10 protein-coding genes are annotated in these 15,184 nt (G+C 63.3%); 3 read left to right on the top strand and 7 right to left on the bottom strand.

Annotation, left to right across the window (positions count from 1 at the left end; all coding sequences use genetic code 11):
• Nucleotides 1-167: 167 nt before the first annotated feature.
• From ACK543_RS05320 to nirB, 3 genes are all read right to left on the bottom strand, one after another.
• Nucleotides 168-3,011 (bottom strand): molybdopterin-dependent oxidoreductase, encoded by a 2,844-nt coding sequence (locus tag ACK543_RS05320; RefSeq protein ID WP_409941811.1) that lies wholly within the window; start codon nucleotides 3,009-3,011, stop codon nucleotides 168-170.
• Between the two features lie 170 nt (nucleotides 3,012-3,181).
• On the bottom strand, nucleotides 3,182-3,565 hold the full coding sequence (gene nirD / locus ACK543_RS05315; protein WP_409941810.1) for a nitrite reductase small subunit NirD: 384 nt from the start codon (nucleotides 3,563-3,565) through the stop codon (nucleotides 3,182-3,184).
• A 204-nt stretch (nucleotides 3,566-3,769) separates the two neighbouring features.
• Nucleotides 3,770-6,217 (bottom strand): nitrite reductase large subunit NirB, encoded by a 2,448-nt coding sequence (nirB, locus tag ACK543_RS05310; RefSeq protein WP_409941809.1) that lies wholly within the window; start codon nucleotides 6,215-6,217, stop codon nucleotides 3,770-3,772.
• A 753-nt stretch (nucleotides 6,218-6,970) separates the two neighbouring features.
• Here nirB and ACK543_RS05305 point away from each other — a divergent pair.
• Nucleotides 6,971-8,620 carry a methyl-accepting chemotaxis protein gene (locus ACK543_RS05305; RefSeq protein WP_409941808.1) on the top strand — a complete coding sequence of 550 codons (1,650 nt, stop codon included), beginning with the start codon at nucleotides 6,971-6,973 and terminating at the stop codon, nucleotides 8,618-8,620.
• 193 nt (nucleotides 8,621-8,813) lie between these two features.
• Nucleotides 8,814-9,251, top strand: coding sequence for a CBS domain-containing protein (locus ACK543_RS05300; protein WP_409941807.1), 438 nt, complete (start codon nucleotides 8,814-8,816; stop codon nucleotides 9,249-9,251).
• Nucleotides 9,252-9,423: 172 nt separating this feature from the next.
• Here ACK543_RS05300 and ACK543_RS05295 read toward each other — a convergent pair whose 3' ends face one another.
• The 4 genes from ACK543_RS05295 to ACK543_RS05280 form a co-directional block, all read right to left on the bottom strand.
• Entirely contained in the window at nucleotides 9,424-10,251 is an 828-nt protein-coding gene (locus tag ACK543_RS05295; RefSeq protein WP_409941806.1) for an ABC transporter ATP-binding protein, read from the bottom strand.
• Nucleotides 10,248-11,210 (bottom strand): nitrate ABC transporter permease, encoded by a 963-nt coding sequence (gene ntrB / locus ACK543_RS05290; protein ID WP_409941805.1) that lies wholly within the window; start codon nucleotides 11,208-11,210, stop codon nucleotides 10,248-10,250. The genes ACK543_RS05295 and ntrB overlap by 4 nt, the downstream gene beginning before the upstream one ends.
• A gap of 239 nt (nucleotides 11,211-11,449) precedes the next feature.
• On the bottom strand, nucleotides 11,450-12,694 hold the full coding sequence (locus ACK543_RS05285; protein WP_409941804.1) for a CmpA/NrtA family ABC transporter substrate-binding protein: 1,245 nt from the start codon (nucleotides 12,692-12,694) through the stop codon (nucleotides 11,450-11,452).
• A gap of 458 nt (nucleotides 12,695-13,152) precedes the next feature.
• The gene (locus tag ACK543_RS05280) at nucleotides 13,153-13,779 is read right to left on the bottom strand and encodes an ANTAR domain-containing response regulator (RefSeq protein WP_409941803.1); all 627 of its coding nucleotides are present in this window, start codon (nucleotides 13,777-13,779) and stop codon (nucleotides 13,153-13,155) included.
• Between the two features lie 201 nt (nucleotides 13,780-13,980).
• Here ACK543_RS05280 and ACK543_RS05275 point away from each other — a divergent pair, with 201 nt between their 5' ends.
• Nucleotides 13,981-15,141, top strand: a complete 1,161-nt coding sequence (locus tag ACK543_RS05275; RefSeq protein WP_409941802.1) for a branched-chain amino acid ABC transporter substrate-binding protein — start codon at nucleotides 13,981-13,983, stop codon at nucleotides 15,139-15,141.
• The last annotated feature ends 43 nt before the right edge of the window (nucleotides 15,142-15,184 follow it).

The raw sequence follows: 15,184 nt of genomic DNA, 5'->3' as shown, positions 1-15,184 counted from the left end.
GTCTGGCGGCAGGGCTTGTAAAACAGGGCCCCAGCGTCGTTGTTTCGGCTTGCCGTACACGTGTACTGTCTGCGCCGAAAATGCCTGGCCGGAGCCCTGTTGCACAAGCTTTTGTGCGGTAGTGGTGAGGTAGATGGCTATTTTGGCGCAGTCAAGCCAACTTCTGGTTATATGGCTGCCTGCGTTTGCGTCAGCGGCTTGAGTGCAAGCGGCCCGGTACTGCGCACCATGCGCTTGAGTTCGGGCAGGCACGAGCCGCACTGGGTGCCGCATCGCAGTTGGCCTTGCAGTTGCGCCAGGCGGTCGTCGTCGGTGCCTTGGCACTGTGCCAGCGTGGCCGCGATGGCGGTATCGGTCACGTTCAGGCAGGAGCACACGGGCTTGCCGCGCGACTGCACTGCCACGGGCGCCGTGGCGCCGGGCACCAGCAGCAGGCGGCCGTAGGTCTGTGCGGGCAGTTCTTCCTGCAGCAGCGTCTTGAGCCAGCCCTCGGCGCGGGTGTCTCCGGCAAGCACGATGCCTTCAAGCCGGGTGTCATCACCCTGGCGTGCCAGCCGCGCGGCCCGGCGCTGGCCGCGTTTTTTGTCTGCATAGCGCAGCGTGTCGGGGCCTGCCATGCCCAGCAGGGATTCAATGTGCGACAGCAAGGCATCGGACGATGCTTCGTGGGCGGCGGCGCGCAGCAGCACGCCGCAGCGCTCGCGGCCGGTCGCATCCAGCGCGGCATGGTTGCCAAAGGGCACGCACGTTGCGAACGGAAACTGGGCCATCAAGGCAGACAGCGCTTGACGGGTGGCCAGCGCGTTTTCAGCAGGGAGCCAGGCCATGGCCAGCAGGGTCCAGGGCAACTCGGCCCGCAGGACTTTGACGGCGGCATGTTTCAGCTCTGGCTGCTTGGAGGTGGGGCAAAACGCCGAGGTCGTGAGCGCATTCACCCCCGCCAGCCGCTCGCCGGTGGATGACATTCCGCTCAAAAATTCGCTGCCCCAGTGCATGGCCATGAACACCTGGGACAGGCCCAGTGAGGTGTCGGCCTGCACAGGTACCACGATGGAGCCGCGCTTGCTGGTCACCTGCACCAGGTCGCCGCTGGCAAGCTGGCGCCGCTGCATGTCCTGCGGGTGCATCTGCAGGCTGGGTTCGGCCACATGGCCGAACAGGCGGCCCAGCGTGCCAGTGCGCGTCATGCCGTGCCACTGGTCACGCAGGCGGCCCGTGGTCAGGCTGAAGGGGTAGCGCGATTCACGGGGCTCGGCGGTGGGCTGCCAGGCGTGGGCGGCAAAACGCGCGCGGCCGTCGGCAGTGGGGAAGACGCCGTCTTCATACAGGCGGGCCTTGCCCGTGGTGGAGCCTTCAGGCAGTGGCCATTGTTGGGGGCCTGCAGTCTCGAGCAGCTCCCACGACAGGCCGGTGATGTCCAGGTCGCGCCCGCGTGTGCTTTCGCGGTGTTCGTTCCATATGGCCTCTGCGCCTGCCTCTGCGGTGTCTGTGGCGTAGGGAAACAGCGTGGGCGCACTAGGCCGCAGGCGCGCCTCGAGCCGGTGCGCAAACTGCACCGCGATGGCCCAGTCATGGCGCGTCTGGCCGGGCGCGGGGACGGCCGGGCGCACGCGCGAGATGCGGCGCTCGCTGTTGGTCACGGTGCCGGTCTTTTCGCCCCAGGTGGTCGCGGGGAGCAGCAGGTCGGCGTAGGCGCAGGTCTCGGCGGTGGCAAAGGCTTCCTGAACGACCACAAACTCGGCGCGCTGCAATGCGCGGCGCACGGTGGCCTGATCGGGCATGCTTTGCGCCGGGTTGGTGCAGGCAATCCACAGGGCCTTGATCTCGCCGTCTGCCGCAGCCTGAAACATCTCCACGGCTGTCTTGCCGGGTTGGCTGGGCACATCGGCCACACCCCACAGCGCGGCCACTTCGGCGCGGTGCCCTGGGTTGGCCAGATCGCGGTGGGCGCTCAGCAGGTTGGCCAGGCCGCCGACCTCGCGCCCGCCCATGGCGTTGGGCTGGCCGGTCAGGCTGAAGGGGCCTGCGCCGGGCTTGCCGATCTGCGCCGTGGCCAGGTGCAGGTTGATGAGTGATGCGTTCTTGGCGGTGCCGCTGCTGCTCTGGTTGAGGCCCTGGCAGTACAGGCTCAGTGTGGCTTTGGATTGGGCAAACCATCGGGCTGCCGTGGTCAGGTCGGCCTCGGAAATGCCGCACACCTGCGCCACGCGCCCCGGCGTGCAGTCGCGCACCAGGGCCTTGAGTTCGGCAAAGCCCGTGGTGTGCGCGTCGATGTAGACGGCATCGATCCAGCCTTCCCACAGCATCAGGTGCAGCATGCCGTTGAACAGCATTACGTCGCTGCCCGGCTGGATGGGCAGGAACAAATCGGCCATGCCCGCCGTGTCGGTGCGGCGCGGGTCGGCGACGATGATTTTCATGGCCGGATTGGCCGCGCGCGCGTCTTCAATGCGGCGAAACAGCACGGGGTGGGCCCAGGCCGCATTGCTGCCCACGATGAACAGGCACTGCGCGTGGTTCACGTCGTCGTAGCACGCAGGCGGCGCATCGGCGCCCAGCGTCTGCTTGTAGCCCGCCACCGCGCTGCTCATGCACAGGCGCGAGTTGGTGTCGATGTTGTTGGTGCCAATCAAGCCCTTGGCCAGCTTATTGAAGACGTAGTAGTCCTCGGTCAGCAACTGGCCGCTGACGTAAAGGCCCACCGCGTCGGGGCCATGCTGGGCGATGGTGCGGGCGAATTGGTCTGCGGCCACGGTGAGTGCCGCGTCCCAGGTGACCGGCCGTGCGGTTTCGCCGCGCTGGCTGCGGCGCAGCGGTTGCAGCAGGCGACTTTGCACCGTGACGGGACTGGCCGCGGTGAGGTGCAGGGTCGAGCCCTTGGTGCACAGGCGACCGAAGTTGGCGGGGTGGGATGGATCGCCGCGCACACCGGTGATCTGCGCCCCTTCCGTCTGGATGATCACGCCGCAGCCTACGCCGCAGTAGGGGCAGGTGGATGGGGTTTCTTGCATGGCGTGGTTTGGGTTTTTTGGTGCTCTGGCGCTTGTTGATCAACTGCCAGCAGCACGATGTTCAAGCGTTTTGGTGTGGATGCCAAGGGTTGCTTGGTGCCTGGCGAAGCCTGGGCTGGCTGGTCTGGAATGCGCAGCATCCAAAAAAATGCCGCGCACCCAAGGCCACCTCAAACCCCAGCCACCCGCCGAGCAGGCCCCGCGATCGGGCGCGTCAGATCCGTGGCCACGGAGCGCAGCTCCCCCGCATCCAGGTACACCGCGCCGCCCTCCACCTTCACCGCAAACTTGGGCGTGCACCCCTCATCCGGCGCGGCCGCCTGCCCGTCGCACAGCCCGATCGACCAGTTGTGCAGCGGGCAGGCCACCTGGGTGCCAAACACAATGCCTTGGCTCAGCGGCCCGCCCTTGTGCGGGCAGCGGTCCAGCAGCGCGAAGATGCCGCCGGCATCGTTGCGGAACACCGCCACATCCAGGCCTTGTTCGCGGGCCACGCGGCGGGAGCCGAGCACAGGGATGTCGTCCACGCGGCAGATCAGTTTCCAGGTGGTCATTGCTATTCCTTTCGTAGCTGCTTACGCTTATCCATCAAGCGTGATGGCCATTTTTGTTTGGTAGTTTGCCTCAGCGATACCGTTCGCCCTGAGCCTGTCGAAGCGCTGTGTGCAAAAAGCGCCCCGGCCTGGACCGGCTCAGCCTGAACGGATGGGGGCCGCCCGTGGCATGGAGTGCGTCAAGTCTGTGCATCCCCAGCCGGGTCAAGCCACCGCAATCGGGATGAACTGGCGTGTATCCACCGCCGCCTTGTCCAGCTCGAACCAGGGGTCGGGCTCGCCATCCAGGGCAAACTGCAGCTGTTCCCACAGCGCCTTGCGGCCTGCATGGTCCTCCAGAATGCGCTTTTTCACGTAGTCCAGGCCGACGCGGTTCACGTAGTGAACGGTGCGCTCCAGATACCAGCCTTCCTGGCGGTACAGCTCGCAGAATGCGCCGGTGTATTCCAGCACCTCCTCTGCGGTTTTGAGCTTGGTGAAGAAGTGCGCCACCTCGGTCTTGATGCCACCGTTGCCGGCGACGTACATCTCCCAGCCGCTGTCCACGCCGATGATGCCCACATCCTTGATGCCTGCTTCGGCGCAGTTGCGCGGGCAGCCGCTGACGGCGAACTTAACCTTGTGCGGCGCATACATGCGCCACATGGCGCGCTCCAGGTCCTTGCCCATTTGCGTGCTGTCTTGCGTGCCCATGCGGCACCACTCGCTGCCCACGCAGGTCTTGACCGTGCGCAGTGCCTTGGCATACGCGTGGCCGCTGGGCATGCCGATGTCTTTCCACACGGCCTGCAGGTCTTCTTTTTTGACACCCAGCAGGTCGATGCGCTGGCCGCCGGTGACTTTGACGGTGGGGATCTTGTACTTGTCCACCGCATTGGCAATGCGGCGCAACTCGTCGGCGGTGGTCTCGCCGCCCCACATGCGAGGGATGACGCTGTAGGTGCCATCCTTTTGGATGTTGGCGTGGCTTCGCTCGTTGATGGCGCGGCTTTGCGGGTCGTCCTTGGCCTGCTTCGGCCAGGTGCTGATGAGGTAGTAGTTCACGGCCGGGCGGCAGGTGGCACAGCCGTTGGGCGACTTCCAGTCGAGTGCCTTGAACACATCGGCAATCGTCAGGAGCTTGCGGTCGCGGATCGCCTCCCGCACCGCCTGATGTCCATGGTCCGTGCAGCTGCAGATCGCCTTGGTTTTGGGCGTTGCGCTGTAGTCGCCACCCGCAGTGAACATGATGATCTGCTCCACCAGGCCGGTGCATGAGCCGCACGATGCGCTGGCCTTGGTGTGCTTGCGGACCTCTTCCAGGGTGAACAGACCCCGGTCCTTGATGGCCTTGCAAATCGCGCCCTTGGTGACGCCATTGCAGCCGCACACCTCGTCAGTGTCGGCCATGGCCGATGCCTTGCTCTGGCCCTGGTGGCCCACATCGCCGATGTTGCTTTCGCCGAACATCAGCTTGTCGCGAATGTCGCCCACACTGCGTCCGTCGCGCAGCAGCTTGAAGTACCAGCTGCCGTCCACCGTGTCGCCGTACAGGCAGGCACCCACCAGCTTGTCGTTTTTGATGACCAGCTTCTTGTAGACGCCACCAAACGGGTCGCTCATCACGATTTCTTCGGTATCGTCGCCGCCCTGAAAGTCCCCCGCAGAAAACAGGTCGATTCCCGTGACCTTGAGCTTGGTGGAGGTGAGCGAACCCTGGTAGCGGCCAATGCCATGTTCGGCCAGGTGGTTGGCCAGAACCTTGCCTTGCTCGAACAGGGGCGCCACCAGGCCGTAGGCAATGCCACGGTGGGCAGCACATTCGCCCACGGCGTAGATGCGTGGGTCCGTGGTGGTCTGCAGCGTGTCGCTCACCACGATGCCGCGGTGGACATGCAGGCGCATCTTTTCGGCAAGCTGTGTGTTGGGGCGTATGCCCACGGCCATCACCACCAGGTCGGCGGGCACCTCGGTGCCGTCCTTGAAGCGGACGCTGGCCACCCGGCCTTGCTCGTTGCCCGAGAGCTCGACCGTCTGGGCGCCCATTAAAAACTTCATGCCGCGTTCGTTGAGCGACTTTTGCAGCATCCTGCCGGCCACCTCGTCGAGTTGGCGCTCCATCAACCAGTCGGCGACATGCACCACGGTCACCTGCATGCCGCGTTTCATCAGCCCGTTGGCGGCTTCAAGGCCCAGCAGCCCGCCGCCGATCACGACGGCGTGCCGGTAGGTGGCGGCGGCGTCGATCATGGCCTGCGTATCGGCAATGTCGCGGTAAGCCAGAACGCCTTGCAAATCCTTGCCGGGGATTGGCAGGATGAAGGGATTGGAGCCGGTGGCCATGATGAGGCGGTCGTACTCGGCGGTGATGACGCGGCCGTCCTTGCTGCAGGCGCTGACCACGCGGTGCACGCGGTCCACGTCCGTCACGGTGAAGCCGGTGTGCAGCGTGATGTGGTGATCTCCATACCACTGCCAGTCGTTCAGGACGATTTCGTCGATGGTTTGCTCGCCCGCCAGCACGGGCGACAGCAAGATGCGGTTGTAGTTGGGGTGGGGCTCAGCGCCAAACACCGTGATGTCGTACAGGTCGGGCGCGATCTTGAGCAGCTCTTCCAGCGTGCGCACCCCTGCCATGCCGTTTCCTACCATCACCAACTTGAGCTTCTTCATTGCGACTCCCCTGCACTGCGGCGCGCCGCTGTGCGTGGCCAAACAAAAAAGGCGCCCTCACGACGCAGCTTCGAATGGTTCGAAACCGCATGTGGGGACGCCTTCGTCCTGACTGCCCGCAAAGTGCGCCGTTGCACTGGGCAAGAGGCCCCTTTGGGCCTGCGTGCCTCGTTCAAGCAATGTGTGTGCCAGGCTCGCCGCACCGCCGTGGGGCGACAGACGTCGTTGTTAACGTCTTGCAACACTTGCGAGCTAAAAAAATAAATTGGTTGTTGATTTCGAATCGATCGTGCTCAATCGCGCCGAAAGAGTCGACGTTGAGGCACCTGTGCATCACGGCCTGCGGGCTGCGCTGGCCCGGGCTGGGGGCGCCCACCGCATAGCTTTTGTGGCCCATGGCGTGCCCGTGGGCTGCAAAAAGCGCCTGGTGGCCCATCCCGATGAGGGCAAGCGTTTCCTCGCGAGGGTCGTACAGGCTTACCCGGCGCTTTCTTGACCTAGGTTAAGTTCGCATCGACAACCGCGCGTAAGCTGTGCGAACGCTTTGCACCGCCCGCGGTGAGTGACGCCAAGGTTCCTGATCGTGATCTTTGAGCCAACTGGATGGAGTTGATTTCACTTCGCCGCGTGCGGTTGCGCAGGGCGTACATTTGCTTTCAAACATTGCCCTTTTGAGATCGTTGCCGAGAATCAGAACTTAGTTACCACTCGATGCGACGGCGGTCCTCAGAGTGGGTAGACAGGAGACCTTTCATGCGCGTAAATCTGCCCGTCAACCAGAATGAATATCTGTTTCCCAAGGGTGAGACGTTGGTGTCAACCACGGATCTCAAGGGCCGAATACTCTATTGCAACCCCACCTTTGTGGAGGTCAGCGGCTTTGAAAAGGAGGAGTTGCTGGGCCAGCCCCACAACATGATCCGTCACCCGGACATGCCTGAAGAGGCGTTTCGCGACATGTGGGCCACCATCGAGAGTGGGATCCCCTGGTCTGCCCCGGTCAAGAACCGGCGCAAGGATGGCAGCTTCTATTGGGTGATGGCCAACGTAACCCCATTGATGGACGGCAGCAAGCCCATGGGGTTCATGTCGGTGCGCACCGAGGCCACGCGGGAGCAGATCAAGGCTGCCGAAGCGCTCTACCAGACGATGCGCGAGGAAAAGGCTGCGGGCAAGGCCATCCATGTGCTTCGTAGTGGTCGGCTGGTGAAGACCGATTGGTGGAGCCGGCTGGCATCTCTGGCGCGGCTGGGGGTTGCGGGCAAGACGGTGGTCCTTCAGATGCTGGTGGTGCTGGCTGCATGGGGCGCGGCCACGGTGGGTGGCGCAACGATGTCGCTACCGGCCGTGCTGTCGTGGCTTGGCGTGCTGGTGTTGGCAGCAGGTTCCGTGGTGTACCTGCAGTCCGTCACGATTGCACCCTTGCGCCAGATGCTGGCTTGGGCCAACCGCATGGCTGCCGGCGACCTGACCCAACGGATCACCGTGACCCATCAGGACATCATCGGGTCCCTGCAGCAGGCTCTGTCACAGCTCAATGTGAACCTGATGTCGATTGTTCGGGATGCTCGGCATGAGAGCACCCGGATGCAGGTCTCCACCCGTGAAATCGCGGAGGGCAATCAAGACCTGTCGGCCCGCACCGAGTCGCAGGCCAGCAACCTCGAGCAGACCGCTGCTTCGATGGAGGAGATCACGGGCACCGTGCGTCATACGGCAGATTCTGCCCAGCAGGCCACGTCGCTGGCGTCCCAGGCTTCCTCGGTGGCCGAGCGCAGCAGCGCCGCAGTCGATAGCGTGGCGGACACCATGCGGCAGATCCAGTCGTCGTCGGGCCGCATCGGCGAGATCACCCAGCTGATTGACAGCATTGCGTTTCAGACGAACATCCTGGCCCTGAACGCGGCGGTCGAGGCCGCACGCGCTGGCGAGCAGGGGCGGGGTTTTGCGGTGGTGGCGGCCGAGGTGCGAAGCCTGTCGCACCGAACGCTGTCGGCCGCCAAAGAAATCCGCCAGCTCATCGATGCCTCTGCGGCCAAGGTTACGGAGGGTCACCAACGAACCGATCAGGCGCAAAAGACCATGTCGGAGGCGCTGGACTTGGTACGCCGGGTCAACACGCTCATCGGTGAGATTCACCATGCCTCCAACGAGCAACTGAGCGGCATTTCACAGGTCAATGCTGCCGTGGCGCAGCTGGACAACATCACGCAGCAAAACGCCGCCCTGGTCGAACAAAATGCGGCGTCTGCCATGCGCCTCAATGAGATGGCTCAGACGGTCACCGAGACAGTGCAGGTGTTCCGGGTCGATTCGTCGCCTTCGGCTCCAAGCCGCGATGCGGTAGCGCTGCGCAAGGAAATGAAGGCAGCGTCGGGCGTGCGGGCGCTCAGCTCCTCCTGAAAGCCAGGGTGGCACCGGCTGGCAGCGCTGGGCTTGCGCTGTCGGCCCGAATGGGCTGAAATCACCCCGAGAACTGGGTTGCGCTTGACGCGCCGGTGGAGCGTGAGCGCTGCAAGCGCGGGGTTTCGTGGTGAGAGCGTGAACACCATTGCACCGTCCGGTGGTGCCTTGGCGTTTTTTGAAGGAGATGTTTATGACCGTCGTCTCAGAAATTCTTCAGTCCAAGCCGGATGCCACGGTGCACACCATCGGCCCTTCAGCCTCGGTGCTGGATGCCCTGCGGCTCATGGCCGACAAGGGGATTGGCGCCGTGATGGTCATGGAGGCAGACGCCATCGTGGGCATCTTCACCGAGCGCGACTACGCCCGCAAAATCGCCCTGATGGGGCGCACCTCTACCGCCACACCGATGAGGGATGTGATGACCGCCGCAGTGCTGTTTGTGCGGCCAGACCAGACCAGCCAAGAGTGCATGCAGATCATGAGCAGCCACCGCTTGCGCCACCTTCCGGTGGTCGATGGCGGCAAGCTCGTGGGCATGATCTCGATCGGTGACCTGGTCAAAGACATCATTTCCGAGCAGAAATTCATCATTGAACAGCTCGAGCAGTACATCAGCGGAAGCCATTAAAGACAAGCACCTGAGTGGCTGCGCCACGTCCCCCTTCTCTCGCGCAATGGCACTGACTCCGGGCTGAGCTTGTGCCATGGTCTGCCAAGGGGTATGAACGGGAAAGGGCTCTGACCGATCTGGTCAGAGCCCTTTTTGTTGGGGGTTTCTGGGGCCTCTGCGACCCCGCCGCTCAAGCGGCTTTTTCGACGTGCCCCTGGCGCGTGTACAAAAAGTCGATCACGGCCTTGCGGTAGTGCAGGTACTGCGGGTCTTCAGCCAGCTCGACGCGCTGGCGGGGGCGGGGCAGTTGAACGGTCAGCACCTCGCCAATGGTGGCGGCGGGGCCGTTGGTCATCATCACGATCTTGTCGGACAGCAGCACCGCCTCGTCCACGTCGTGCGTCACCATCACCACCGTGCTCTGCGTGCGCGCGACGATCTCCAGAAGCTCGTCCTGCAGCTTGGCGCGGGTGAGTGCGTCCAGCGCGCCGAAGGGCTCGTCCATCAGCAGCACCTGGGGCTCCATGGACAGCGCCCGGGCGATGCCCACGCGCTGCTTCATGCCGCCCGAGATTTCGCCCGGGCGTTTTTGCGCGGCATGCGTCAGGCCCACCAGGGCAAGCGCCGCCTCGGTGCGCGCGCGCAGCTGGGCTTTGGTTTCACGACCACCAAACACGCGCTCCACCGCGAGATAGACATTGTCGAAACACGTGAGCCAGGGCAGCAGCGAGTGGTTCTGGAACACCACTGCGCGCTCGGGGCCCGGGCCCTTGATTTCCTTGTTGGCGCACAGCAGCGCGCCGCTGGTGGGGGTGGTCAGGCCGGCAATCAGGTTCAAGAGTGTGGACTTGCCGCAACCCGAGTGGCCGATCAGCGCCACGAACTCGCCCTTGGCGATGGTCAGGTTGATGTCCCGCAGCGCAGGAAACAGGCCCTTGGTGGTCTTGAAGGTCTGCTCGACACCTTGAACCTCAATGAATTTACTGGAGTGCGATGCGTGGGTGGATGGGGATGTCATGCCTTGACCTCTTCAAACGTGAATGCCGTTGCCAGCTTGATCAGCGCGAACTCGAGCACCAAGCCCACGATGCCGATCACGAAGATGGCGATGATGATGTTCTTGACGTTGAGGTTGTTCCACTCGTCCCACACCCAAAAGCCAATCCCCACGCCGCCGGTCAGCATCTCGGCGGCCACGATCACCAGCCACGCGGTGCCCACCGCCAGGCGCACGCCGGTCAGCATGTAGGGCAGCACGGCGGGGAACAGGATCTTGGTGGCGATCTTCCACTCGCTCAGGTTGAGCACGCGGGCCACGTTCATGTAGTCCTGCGGCACGCGCTGCACCCCCACGGCGGTGTTGATGATCATGGGCCAGATCGAGCAGATGAAAATGGTCCAGATGGCGGCCGGGTTGGCACCCTTGAACACGAGCAGGCCGATGGGCAGCCAGGCCAGCGGAGACACGGGGCGCAACAGGCTGATCAACGGGTTGAACATGCGCGAGAGGAACTTGAAGCGCCCGATGATGAAGCCGGTCGGGATTCCGACCAGCGCCGCCATGCCAAACCCGATGGCCACGCGCTGCAGACTCATCAGCACGTTCCAGCCCACACCTTGATCGTTGGGGCCGTTGCGGTAAAACGGGTTGCTAAACACATCCAGCGCCTGAAGCCAGGTGTCCTTGGGGCTGGGAATGTTGCCCCCCGTGGTGGTGGAGACCATCGCCCAAAGGCCCACGAGCAAGCCCAGGCCGCACAGCGGCGGCAGCACGGCCATCCAGAAGCTGCGCGACAGCGCGGCCCAGTCGCGGGCGGGAGCCGCCGGGGGCGCGGTCTCTGTGCCAGCGGCTGCAGATTTAGGGTTATTTTGGCCTGTTACGCTTGATGGTAAAGCGCTGACCGCTACTTTATTCATAGCATTGTGCGCAGCCATGGGGGCTGCATCCAAAGGGGAATGAAAAACGGCACTGACCATGGTGTTCTCCTGAGTGCACGGCTGACTGGCGTGGGATGGGTCGGTAGTACGGCTGGCGCTAGGAGCCTGTCGGACTTGGAGCGTCGAAAGCGAAAATCGGCCCCAGCGAGGACAGTTTTTACCGAATTTGCAGCCCCATAGCCGAGCTATGGGACAAAAAGGCGGTTAAAAATGGACCGCTGCGGTCGATTTGCAGCCGACGATTTCCAAGTCCGACAGGCTCCTAGGGCGGCCCGCGGTCAGGCCTTGATCTTGAAACCGTCGGCGTACTTGGCGGGGTCTTTGCCGTCCCACACCACGCCGTCGATGAACTTGCTGGTGCGCATCACGTCCTTGGGCACGCTGATCTTCATGGCGCTGGCCACCGACTTGTACAGGTCAATCTGGTTGACCTGCTTGGCCACGGCAAGGTAGTCCGGGTGGTCCTTGAGCAGGCCCCAGCGCTTGTGCTGGGTAAGGAACCACATGCCGTCGGACAGATAGGGGAAGTTGACCGCTCCGTCGTTGAAGAACTTCATGTGGTTCGGGTCGTCCCAGGTCTTGCCCAGGCCGTTTTGGTAGCGGCCCAGAATGCGCTGGTTGATGGCGTCCACGCCCGTGTTCACATAAGCCTTGCCCGCCACCGTTTCGGCCATCTTCATTTTGTTGGACAGGCTGGCGTCAATCCACTGGCTTGCCTCCAGGATGGCCATCATAACGGCGCGGGTGGTGTTGGGGTACTTCTTGACGAACTCGGCCGTGGTGCCCAGCACCTTTTCGGGGTGGTCTTTCCAGATGTCTTGCGTGGTGTTGGCCGTGATGCCAATGCCATCCATGATGGCGCGGTGGTTCCAGGGCTCGCCCACGCAAAAGCCATCCATGTTGCCCACGCGCATATTGGCCACCATCTGCGGTGGCGGCACGGTGATGAGCTTGGCGCCCGACAGCGGGTTGATGCCCGCGGCCGCCAGCCAGTAGTGGATCCACATCGCGTGGGTGCCGGTGGGGAAGGTTCCGGCGAAGGTGTATTCGCGCTTTTCCGTGGCCATGAGCTTGGCCAGGCTGGGGGCGTCCACCGCGCCTTTATCGGCTAGTGCCTTGGACAGCGTGATGGCCTGGCCGTTGTGGTTGAGGTTCATTAGCACGGCCATGTCCTTCTTGGGGCCAGCGGTGCCCAGGTGCACGCCGTAGATCAGGCCGTAGAGCACGTGGGCAAAGTCCAGTTCGCCGTTGACGAGCTTGTCGCGAACGCCGGCCCAGCTGGCCTCTTTGTTGGGGATGATGGTCACGCCGTACTTCTTGTCAAACCCCAGCACGGACGCCATCACCACGCTGGCGCAGTCGGTCAGCGGGATGAAGCCGATCTTGACTTCCTTCTTCTCCGGGGCGTCGGAGCCTTGTGCGTGCACCAGGGCGCGCAGGGCCGGGCTGACGCCCACGGCCCCCACACTGGCGGCCTGCAGCACAGTGCGGCGGCTGAGGCTGGTTTTCAACAGATCGGTCATGGGGTGGTTCCTCGCTGCGTTAAAAAAGCAAAAGGCGTCCTCACCGCGCCCGCAAACCATGCAGTGCATGCCTTGCGCGAGGGTGGGGACGCCTTTGTCCGGTGCGAAGCCCTGGGGCTTCTGTGACTGCACCTGCCCGCCATTGGGCGGGTGCCGCCAGTGAGACCTTCATTGGTCTTGCGATATGTGAAGCAAGCAGCGTGCCAGACTTTCGGGATCGGAAGGGGCGCCCCATTCACTACAAAATACGTAGCACTTGGCCGATATTTGAAGCGCGATTTGGTCTATGTCAGCCTGGCTGTTTGCGCTGACCGGCTGCGCGACGACTGAATGCTGCGCCGGTGTTTCTTTCAGCGGTCTGCACGCTATTTGTGCATTGCACCATGGCTGATACCGGTCATCGCCGTGGTTTCATCGCGCCCCAACGGCCGGCCCGTGGCGCGTGTTGCGCCTGCCCCTCAGCCCAGCAGTTCGGCCGCATCGAGCATGCGCTGGGAGACTTCGGCCAGTTTCAGGCCCTTGTCCATGGCGGTCTTGCGCAGCTTGTCATAGGCGGCCTGCTCGGTCAGGCCCTGGCGCTGCATCAGCAGGCCTTTGGCGCGGTCGATGGTTTTGCGGTCTTTCAGCTCGCTTTTGGCGTCGGCCAGCTCGGCGCGCAGGGCCTGCTCGTGCTGAAAACGCGCCATCGCCACGTCCAGGATGGGGCGAATGCGTTGCGGAGCCAGCCCGGCCACGATGTAGGCCGACACGCCCGCGGCCACGGCGTCCTTCACATGCGAGGTGTCCTCGTCGTTGGTGAACATGACGATGGGGCGCCGTTCGTTGCGAGTGGCCATGACCACATGCTCGAGCGCATCGCGCGCCTCGCTCTCTGCGTCCACGATGATGAGATCAGGCTGCAACTGCGCCAGCCGGTCACTCAGGAACACATCGGCCGGCAGGGTGGCGATCAGGTTGTAGTGGTTCTCCAGCAGGCCGATACGCAGCGCGCGCGAGCGCTCCGCCTGCAGCGCGGCATGTTCGTCGTCGAGGTCTTCCACCGCCAGGTCCGGTGCCACCACCACGATGCGCAACGTCTCTTTCATGGCCTCTCGTCAAGCAAGTTTCACGCCTTGGAGTATGCGCCAACACGGTGCAGGGGCCTCAATGTGAGCCCGGTGGCGTGATCCTTTTGAAGCCTGAAACTTGCTAATAGATGCTAGCGCGGCAGGGCATACCCGATAGGGGTAACCCAGGCCCGCGCATTCAAATGCCCCCTCTTTGGATCATTGATTGGAGCTTTTTGAATGACAAAACATGTTGACCGGCGTCATGCTTTGGCCCTGACCGCGCTCTCGCTGGCGGCGGCCACGCTGCTTTCGGGTTGTGGCAAGGTCCCCGACACGATCAAGATCGGTGTTGCACAGCCGTTGAGCGGTCCCTTGGAAGCGCTCGGGCAGGATTTGCTCAACGGCGTGAACCTGGCGGTCGCGGAGCTCAATCAGGCCGGATACACAGTCGACGGGAAGCGCGTGACGCTGGAAGTGGTGGCGGTGGACGATAAGGCTGACGCAGCGACGGGCAAGACCGTGGCCCAGCAGTTGGTGGATGGCGGCGTTGTTGCAGTCATTGGTCACCTCAACTCGGGCGTGAGCATTGAGGCCGCACCCATCTACGCGGCCAAGGGCATCGCGCAGATTGCCATCTCAACCAACCCCAAATTCACCCAGCTGGGGTTTCCCACAACGTTCCGCATGGTGGCCAACGACAACTTGCAGGCCCGCGCGATTGGCTCTTTTGCGGCTACGCAATTGGGTGCGACCCGCTACGCTGCGTTGGACGACGGCACCCCCTATGGCAAGGGCTTGGCAGACGGCGCCGCCGAGCAGCTGAAGGCGGAAAAAAAGGAAATCCTGATCCGAAAGTCTTTCGATGACAAGACGGTGGCGTTCGATGATCTGGCAGCTGAGCTCAAAGCCTCAAAAGTAGAGGTGATTGTCTCTACCCTGAACGATTTTCAGGCGGTTGCCTTGCTGGAGGCCCTGCGCAAAGTCGGTTACACCAAAGTAAAGCTCCTGGGCGGCGACACCATCAAGACCACGGACATGGCCAAGGCCATGGGCATGGTGGATGGTATCTACGCCACATCGCCCGTGCTGGAGGCCAAGGAATTTGGCTCTACCGGCAAAACGTTCCTGGAAAAATACACCGCCGCCTACAAGAAGCCACCGGCCTATGGTGGCCACTACAGCTACGACAGCACCCATGTGCTGTCTGCCGCCATCCGGAAGGCCAAGTCGGCCAACCCCACTGAAATTACCAAGGCCATGCACTCCATCAATGGCTACGCCCCCGTGATCGGCACCATGACCTGGGATGACAAGGGCGAGCAACGCTATGCAGCGGTAGGCGTATACGAGCTGCGCGCCGGTGCATGGGAGCTGCGCATGCGGTCCGACCGCTGGTAGCGCAGCGCCCGTGGGGCCATGGTTTGTGACCCGGGTTTTACAC

Source organism: Acidovorax sp. (assembly GCF_046341535.1).
Classification (GTDB): domain Bacteria; phylum Pseudomonadota; class Gammaproteobacteria; order Burkholderiales; family Burkholderiaceae_C; genus Acidovorax.
Note: the sequence above shows the minus strand (reverse complement) of the source record. Positions and strands in the feature narration are given on the sequence as shown.

Excerpts from the sequence above, each read along its gene's own strand:
- ACK543_RS05320 (WP_409941811.1), bottom strand. The coding sequence starts at position 3,011 with ATGCAAGAAACCCCATCCACCTGCCCCTACTGCGGCGTAGGCTGCGGC.
- nirD (WP_409941810.1), bottom strand. The coding sequence starts at position 3,565 with ATGACCACCTGGAAACTGATCTGCCGCGTGGACGACATCCCTGTGCTC.
- nirB (WP_409941809.1), bottom strand. The coding sequence starts at position 6,217 with ATGAAGAAGCTCAAGTTGGTGATGGTAGGAAACGGCATGGCAGGGGTG.
- ACK543_RS05305 (WP_409941808.1), top strand. The coding sequence starts at position 6,971 with ATGCGCGTAAATCTGCCCGTCAACCAGAATGAATATCTGTTTCCCAAG.
- ACK543_RS05300 (WP_409941807.1), top strand. The coding sequence starts at position 8,814 with ATGACCGTCGTCTCAGAAATTCTTCAGTCCAAGCCGGATGCCACGGTG.
- ACK543_RS05295 (WP_409941806.1), bottom strand. The coding sequence starts at position 10,251 with ATGACATCCCCATCCACCCACGCATCGCACTCCAGTAAATTCATTGAG.
- ntrB (WP_409941805.1), bottom strand. The coding sequence starts at position 11,210 with ATGGTCAGTGCCGTTTTTCATTCCCCTTTGGATGCAGCCCCCATGGCT.
- ACK543_RS05285 (WP_409941804.1), bottom strand. The coding sequence starts at position 12,694 with ATGACCGATCTGTTGAAAACCAGCCTCAGCCGCCGCACTGTGCTGCAG.
- ACK543_RS05280 (WP_409941803.1), bottom strand. The coding sequence starts at position 13,779 with ATGAAAGAGACGTTGCGCATCGTGGTGGTGGCACCGGACCTGGCGGTG.
- ACK543_RS05275 (WP_409941802.1), top strand. The coding sequence starts at position 13,981 with ATGACAAAACATGTTGACCGGCGTCATGCTTTGGCCCTGACCGCGCTC.